Annotated in this window: 5 protein-coding genes; 1 reads left to right on the forward strand and 4 read right to left on the reverse strand. The window is 73.2% G+C overall.

Annotation, left to right across the window (positions count from 1 at the left end):
- Positions 1-1960 (forward strand): PAS domain S-box protein (locus AB7U92_RS18890; protein WP_428580488.1); only part of this gene is annotated, 1960 nt, incomplete at its 5' end.
- Between the two features lie 13 nt (positions 1961-1973).
- Here the strand turns inward: AB7U92_RS18890 and AB7U92_RS18895 are convergent.
- The 4 genes from AB7U92_RS18895 to AB7U92_RS18910 form a co-directional block, all read right to left on the reverse strand.
- Entirely contained in the window at positions 1974-3500 is a 1527-nt protein-coding gene (locus AB7U92_RS18895) for a methyl-accepting chemotaxis protein (protein ID WP_428580491.1), read from the reverse strand.
- An 87-nt stretch (positions 3501-3587) separates the two neighbouring features.
- On the reverse strand, positions 3588-5870 hold the full coding sequence (locus AB7U92_RS18900; RefSeq protein ID WP_428580494.1) for a molybdopterin cofactor-binding domain-containing protein: 2283 nt from the start codon (positions 5868-5870) through the stop codon (positions 3588-3590).
- The gene (locus tag AB7U92_RS18905) at positions 5867-6346 is read right to left on the reverse strand and encodes a (2Fe-2S)-binding protein (RefSeq protein ID WP_428580497.1); all 480 of its coding nucleotides are present in this window, start codon (positions 6344-6346) and stop codon (positions 5867-5869) included. The genes AB7U92_RS18900 and AB7U92_RS18905 overlap by 4 nt, the downstream gene beginning before the upstream one ends.
- 52 nt (positions 6347-6398) lie before the next feature.
- Positions 6399-6941 (reverse strand): TMEM165/GDT1 family protein (locus AB7U92_RS18910; protein ID WP_428580500.1); only part of this gene is annotated, 543 nt, incomplete at its 5' end.

A 6941-nucleotide genomic window follows, 5' to 3' on the forward strand; every position in this document is an offset into this window, starting at 1 on the left:
CAGCGTCGCCGGCCCGGCGCTGCTGACGATCTACGTCGACATCACCGCGCGCAAGGCGGCCGAGGCGGCGCTGCGCCGCTCCGAGGCGCTGCTGTCGCACCTGGTCGCCACCAGCCCCGACTGCCTGACGCTCACCGACCTGGAGACCGGCCGCTACGCGCTGGTCAACGACAGCTTCGTGAAGCTCACCGGCTTTGCCCGCGAAGAGGCGATCGGCCGCACGTCCGTCGAGCTCGGCGTCTGGCAGCGGCCCGAGGAGCGCGACACGCTGGTCACGGCGATCCGCCGCCACGGCAGCGTGCAGGCACTGCCGATCACCTTCCGCCACCGAGACGGCCACCGCATCCCGATGCTGGTGTCCGGCGCGCGCTTCGACTTCGACGGCCAGCGCTTCCTCGTGCTGGCCTCGCGCGACGTCAGCGCCAGCGAGCAGACGCGGCTGGAGGTGGAGGCGATCCTCAACACGGTGTCGCTGGCCATCGCCTTCGTGCGCCAGCAGCGCATCGTGCGCATCAACGCGCGCCACCGCGAGATGTTCGGCTGGAGCGAGGACGACCTGCGCCAGGCCACGCTGAGCGTGCTGTGGCCGGATCCGGCGGAGTTCCAGCGCATGCGCCGGCAGGCCGTCACGCGGCTGCGCCAGAAGCACGGCTACGAGTGCGAGACGCAGCTCAGGCGGCGCGACGGCAGCCTGTTCTGGGCGCGCCTGCAGGCACAGTCGGTCGACCCGAGCAACCCGATCGGCGGCGGCACGATCTGGAGCGCGGAAGACATCACCGAGCGCCGCCGCACCGACCAGGCGCTGGCCGACGCGCGCGACGCTGCCGAGGCGGCCAGCCGCGCCAAGAGCGCCTTCCTCGCCAACACCAGCCACGAGATACGCACGCCGCTCAACGGCCTGCTCGGCCTGGCCCGGCTGGCGATGCAGCCGGGGCTGAGCGAGGCGCGCCGCCAGCAGTACCTGGCGCAGATGATCGACAGCACGCAGAGCCTGACCGGCATCATCTCCGACATCCTCGACCTGTCGAAGGTCGAGGCCGGCCGCATCACGCTGGAAGACGTGCCCTTCGGCCTGCGCGACACCGTGGCCGCGGTGCACCATTCCTACCTGCCGCTGGCCGAGGCCAAGGGCCTGGCGCTGGTGCTGTCGATCGCCGAGGAGGTGCCGGCCACGGTGCGCGGCGATCCGCTGCGCGTGCGGCAGATCCTCACCAACTACGTCGCCAACGCGATCAAGTTCACCGAGCGCGGCAGTGTGCGCATCGAGGTGAGCCAGCGTGGCCCGGTGCTGCGCCTGGCGGTGCACGACACCGGCCCGGGCATCGATGCAGACACCCAGCAGCGCCTGTTCACGCCCTTCTCGCAGGCCGACGACTCGACCACGCGCCGCTACGGCGGCACCGGCCTGGGCCTGTCGATCTGCCGCGAGCTCGCCCAGCTGATGGGCGGCAGCGTGGGTGTGAACAGCGCACCCGGCTACGGCAGTGCCTTCTGGGCCGACCTGCCGCTGCCGGCGGCCAAGGCGCCGCCAGGCCCGGCCCCCGGCGACGCGCTGGCACCCCTGCAGGGCGGGCGCGTGCTGATCGCCGAGGACAACCCGGTGAACATGCTGATCGCGGTGGCCATGCTCGAGCAATGGGGCCTGGACGTGACGCAGGCCAGCGACGGCGCCAGCGCGATCGAGGCGGTCGAGCAGGCGGTGGCCGCCGGCCGTCCCTTCGACGTGGTGCTGATGGACGTGCACATGCCGGTGATGAGCGGCCACGCTGCGGTGCGCGTGCTGCGCGAGAAGCACGACGCGCAGTCGCTGCCCGTGGTGGCCCTGACTGCCGCCGCGCTGACCTCCGAGCGCGACGAGGCGCTGGCCGCCGGCATGAACGACTTCCTCACCAAGCCGATCGACGTGTCGCGGCTGCGCGAGACGCTGGCGCGCTACCTGCGGCGCACCGCGGCGGCCTGACGCCGCTTCTGGCTCAGGCGGCGCCGAGCCGGAACGTCGCCACCATCTGCGCCAGCCGGCCGGCCTGCTCCCTGAGCGACTCGGCCGCCGCGGCCGACTCCTCGACCAGCGCGGCGTTCTGCTGCGTCATCTGGTCGAGCTGCGTGACTGCGGTGTTGACCTGGCCGATGCCGTCGCGCTGCTCGCCGGCCGCCGCGGTGACCTCGCCGATCATGTCGGCCACCTTCTGCACCGAATCAACGATCTCGCGCATCGTGCTTCCGGCGTCGCCGACCAGGCGGGCGCCAGTGTCGACACGCTGCGTGCTGGCGCCGATCAGCGCCTTGATCTCGCGCGCGGCGGCCGCACTGCGCTGGGCCAGCGTGCGCACCTCGGCCGCCACCACAGCGAAGCCGCGGCCCTGCTCGCCGGCGCGCGCCGCCTCCACCGCCGCGTTCAGCGCCAGGATGTTGGTCTGGAAGGCGATGCCGTCGATCACGCCGATGATGTCGGCGATCTGCTTCGAGCTCTGGTTGATCTCGCCCATCGTCGCGACGACCTGCTCGACCACGCTGCCGCCACGCTGCGCCACCTCGGCGGCCGAGGCCGCCAGCTGGTTGGCCTGGCGTGCCGAGTCGGCGCTCTGCGCCACCGTGCCGGTGAGCTGCTCCATCGCACTGGCGGTCTGCTGCAGGTTGCTCGCCGTCTGCTCGGTGCGCACCGACAGGTCGTGGTTGCCAGTGGCGATCTCGGTGCTGGCCGTGCTGATGCTGTCGGTGCTGCGCTGCACCTGGGCGACCAGTTCGCGCAGGCGCTGGCGGGTACGTTGCAGTTCACCCATCAGGCCCTTGCCGGCAGGCTCCCCGTGCGGCGCGGCGAGATCCCCGTCAGCGATGCGGCGCAGCGCGTCGCGCGCGTCGGCCGGCTCGCCGCCGAGTTCGCGCGCCACCGTGCGCCGCATCAGCCACACCAGGGACGCCGCCGCGGCCAGCGCCAGCGCCGCCAGCACCAGCGAGAGCAGGGTCACCTGCCGGGCACGCTTCTGCGTCTGCTCGTTTGCCGCTGCAGCGGCCTGACGTCCCGCCTCGATCTGCTCGAGCAGCTTGCCGCGCAGCTGGCGCCACGCGGGTGTCTCGCTGGCGTTCAGGTGCTTGACGGCCCCGGGAACATCGGTGCCCACCAGCGCCAGCACACGCTCTTGCTGCACTGCCTGTGTCTCGCGCAGGTCGGCCAGTTCCTGCAACGCGGCCGCGAACGGCCCGCCGCGCGCCTTCTCGACGGTCTGCGCATGCGCGGCCGCGAAGGCGGCGTCGGCCGCCTCGAAATTGTCGTAGGCCTTGCGATTGGCCGGGTCGAGCACGATGTTGCGCAGGGCCTGCCCCATCTGCAGGCCCTGGGCGTACATCTCCGACAAGCCGTTGGCGACCGCCTGCTCCGTCGAGATGTAGCGGTCGAATTCGTTCTGCGTGCGCACCAAGCCCCACAGGCTGGTGGCCAGCGCGGCCACGAACAGCGCGGCCGGCAGGACGGCGCACAGGAGCAGACGGGTGTTGAACTTCATGGTGGCTCACGCGGATACAGTCACTTCGGGCTATATCGGCGATCTCACCGATGGCTTGAGCCATGTGGCCGCGCAGGCCCGGCCGGATCAGGCCGCCAGCGGCAGTTCGCGCACGCGCTTGCCCGTCAGCGCGAACCACGCATTGGCCAGCGCCGGTGCCAGCGGCGGCGTGCCTGGCTCGCCGACGCCGCCGGGCTCGCGGTTGCTCACCAGCAAGTGCGTCTCGATGCGCGGCGTCTGCGCCAGCGTGAGCAGAGGGTGGTTGGGGAAGTTGGTCTGCTGCACCACACCGCCGACGATGTCGATGCGGCCGAACAGCGCCGCGCTCAGGCCGAAGACGATCGCGCTTTCCATCTGCTGCGCGACGATGCCCGGATTGACCACCGTGCCCACGTCGGCCGCGCAGACCACGCGCTGCACCGCCGGCTTGCCGTCGGCCAGGCGCAGCTCCACCACCTGCGCCACGATGCTGCCGAAGCTCTCGTGCAGCGCCACGCCGCGCGCCGTGCCGGGCGGTGCCGGCGTGCCCCAGCCGGCGCGGTCGGCCGCCAGGCGCAGCACGGCGGCATGGCGCGGCAGGCCGTCGAGCAGCGCGAGGCGGAAGGCCACCGTGTCGCGGCCTGCGGCGTGGGCGAGCTCGTCGACGAAGCTCTCGATGAAGAAGGCGTTGTGCGAGTGACCCACCGAGCGCCAGTTGCCCACCGGCACGCCGCTCTTCGTGGCCACGTGCGCGATGCGCTGGTGCGGCACGAGATACGGGTGATCGAACAGGCCTTCGATGCTGGTCTTGTCCGGCAGCTCGATCGGGCCGGCCAGGGCCGGCGCATTGCGCTCGAGGAAGCGCGGCACGATCGCGTCGCCCGCGCTGGTGACCTTCAGCGCCACCACGCGGCCCTCCTCGCCGAGGCCGGCCTGCAGGAAAGCCGCGCCGGCCGGGCGGTAGAAGTCGTGCGTCAGGTCTTCCTCGCGCGGCCAGACCAGCTGCACCGGCCGGCCGCCCGTCTCGAGCGCCACGCGCACCGCCTGGCCGACCATGTCGACCTCCAGCCGCCGGCCGAAGCCGCCGCCGAGGTAGGTGACGTGCAGGTCGACATCCTCCTCCGCCACGCCGGCCACGCGCGCGGCGATGGCGCGGGCGAAGCTCGGCGCCTGCGTCGGCGCCCACAGCGTGACGCGGCCGTCGGCCACGCGCGCGGTGCAGTTGACCGGCTCCATCGCCGCATGGGCCAGGTAGGGCGCGCGGTACAGCGCTTCCACGCGCACCGGGGCGGCCGACAGCGCGACCTCGGGCTCGCCCTGCTGCGTGAAGGCGACACCCTCGCTGCGCTCGGCGGCTTCGCGCGCGGTCTCGGCCAGCACGTCGAGGATGCGCGCGCTGTCGGGCACCCGCGCCGGCGGCGGCTGCCAGTCCACCACCAGTGCCGCGGCGCCACGCCTCGCGTGCCAGGTGCTGCGGCCGACCACGGCCAGCGCCGGCGTCGAGCCGGCGAAGGAACCGAGCCGCACGACACGCTCGACACCGGGCAGGCGCATCGCCGGCTCGACGTCGACCCGCCCCGGGCTGCCGCCGAGCGCCGGCGCGTGGCGCACCACGGCGTAGACCATGCCGGGCAGGCGCACGTCGAGGCCGAAGCGCGCGCTGCCGTCGAGCTTGGCCGGCAGGTCGACACGTGGCGCGGTGCGGCCGATCAGGCGCCACTGCTCGCGCGGCTTGGGCGTCACGGTGCCCGGGGGCGTGGCCGCCGCCACGCGGGCCAGCTCGCCGTAGTGGGCGCGCTGGCCGCTGCCGGCGTGCGAGACCACGCCCTCTTCCACCATCAGCTCGTCGACCGGCAGCTTCCAGCCCAGCGAGGCGGCACCAAGCAGCTGGGCGCGCGCCGTGGCCGCCGCCAGGCGCAGCGGCTCCCAGGCGTCAGCCACGCTGGCCGAGCCGCCGGTCAGCGACAGGCCCAGCTCGCGCGCCAGCTTGGCGACGATCCAGCGGCCCAGGCGCACGCCGCGCGTCTCCGCGCCCGGCTCGGCATCGCGAGGGTGCTCGGGCAGCGCGGCCAGCGTGGCCGCGACGTTGCCGTAGATCGCCTCGGCACCGGCATCGACCAGCACGATGCGCGCCAGCGGCACGTCGAGCTCCTCGGCCACCAGCATCGCCAGCGCGGTGTGCACGCCCTGGCCCATCTCGCTGCGGTTCATCGCCAGCACCACCGCACCGTCGGCCGCGACGCGGATCCAGCCGTTGAGCGCGATGCGGCCTTGCGCATCAGGCCCGGCCGATGCCCGGCCGAGGCGGCTGCGCGGCGGCAGCACGGCCCAGCCGACCAGCAGCGCGCCCCCCGCGCCGGCGGCCGACAGCAGCAGGCTGCGGCGCCTCACGCCAGCCCCCGGGCGCCGCGCAGCTCGGCGGCCGCGGCATGGATCGCGGCGCGGACCCGCGGGTAGGTGCCGCAGCGGCACAGGTTGGTGATCGCCGCATCGATGTCGGCGTCGCTGGGTCTCGGGTTGCGCGCCAGCAGCGCGGCTGCGGCCATCAGCATGCCGCTCTGGCAGTAGCCGCACTGCGGCACCTGGTGATCGATCCACGCCGTCTGCAGCGCATGCGGCCGGCCGCCCTCGGCCAGGCCCTCGATGGTGCGCACCGCGCGACCGGCCACCGCCGACAACGGCGTCACGCAGGAACGCTGCGCCTGCCCGTCGACGTGCACCGTGCAGGCGCCGCAGGCGGCGACGCCGCAGCCGAACTTGGTGCCGGTGAGCTGCAGCACGTCGCGCAGCGCCCACAGCAGCGGCATGTCGGGGTCGATCGCGTCGTCGGGCAGCTCGCGGGCGCTGCCGTTGAGGAAGAGCTTCATCGCATGGGGGCCGGTGAAGGAGTTCCGGACCATTGTGGGCCCGCGCGCCGGCTCAGAACATGCGCCCCACGTTCAGCAAGGTTAGCGCACCCAGCACCGCGAAGATCAGCGCCGCGATGCCGTGCACCAGGCGCATCGGCACCTTCTTCGCCACCACGTCGCCGAGCAGCACCGCCGGCACGTTGGCGATCATCATGCCCAGCGTGGTGCCGGCCACCACGGCCACCAGGTCGGAGTAGCGCGCGGCCAGCGCCACGGTGGCGATCTGCGTCTTGTCGCCCATCTCGGCGAGGAAGAAGGCCAGCACCGTGGTGCCGAACACGCCGAAGCGCTGCGTGCCGCCCTCGGCCTCGTCGTCGATCTTGTCGGGAACCAGCATCCACGCGGCCATCGCCAGGAACGACAGGCCGATCACCCAGCGCAGCACGTCGGGGCCGAGCGCGCGCGCGATCCAGTCGCCCACCACGCCGGCCAGCGCATGGTTGACGAGCGTGGCCACCAGGATGCCCAGCACGATGGGCACGGGGCGGCGGAACTTCGCGGCCAGCAGCAAGGCGAGCAGCTGCGTCTTGTCACCCATTTCACCGAGGGCGAC

It is taken from the genome of Piscinibacter sp. (genome assembly GCF_050175855.1).
GTDB lineage: Bacteria > Pseudomonadota > Gammaproteobacteria > Burkholderiales > Burkholderiaceae_C > Piscinibacter.

What these genes read in the sequence shown, in the direction of transcription:
- AB7U92_RS18905 (WP_428580497.1), bottom strand. Translation starts at nt 6,346, where the DNA reads ATGAAGCTCTTCCTCAACGGCAGCGCCCGCGAGCTGCCCGACGACGCG.
- AB7U92_RS18895 (WP_428580491.1), bottom strand. Translation starts at nt 3,500, where the DNA reads ATGAAGTTCAACACCCGTCTGCTCCTGTGCGCCGTCCTGCCGGCCGCG.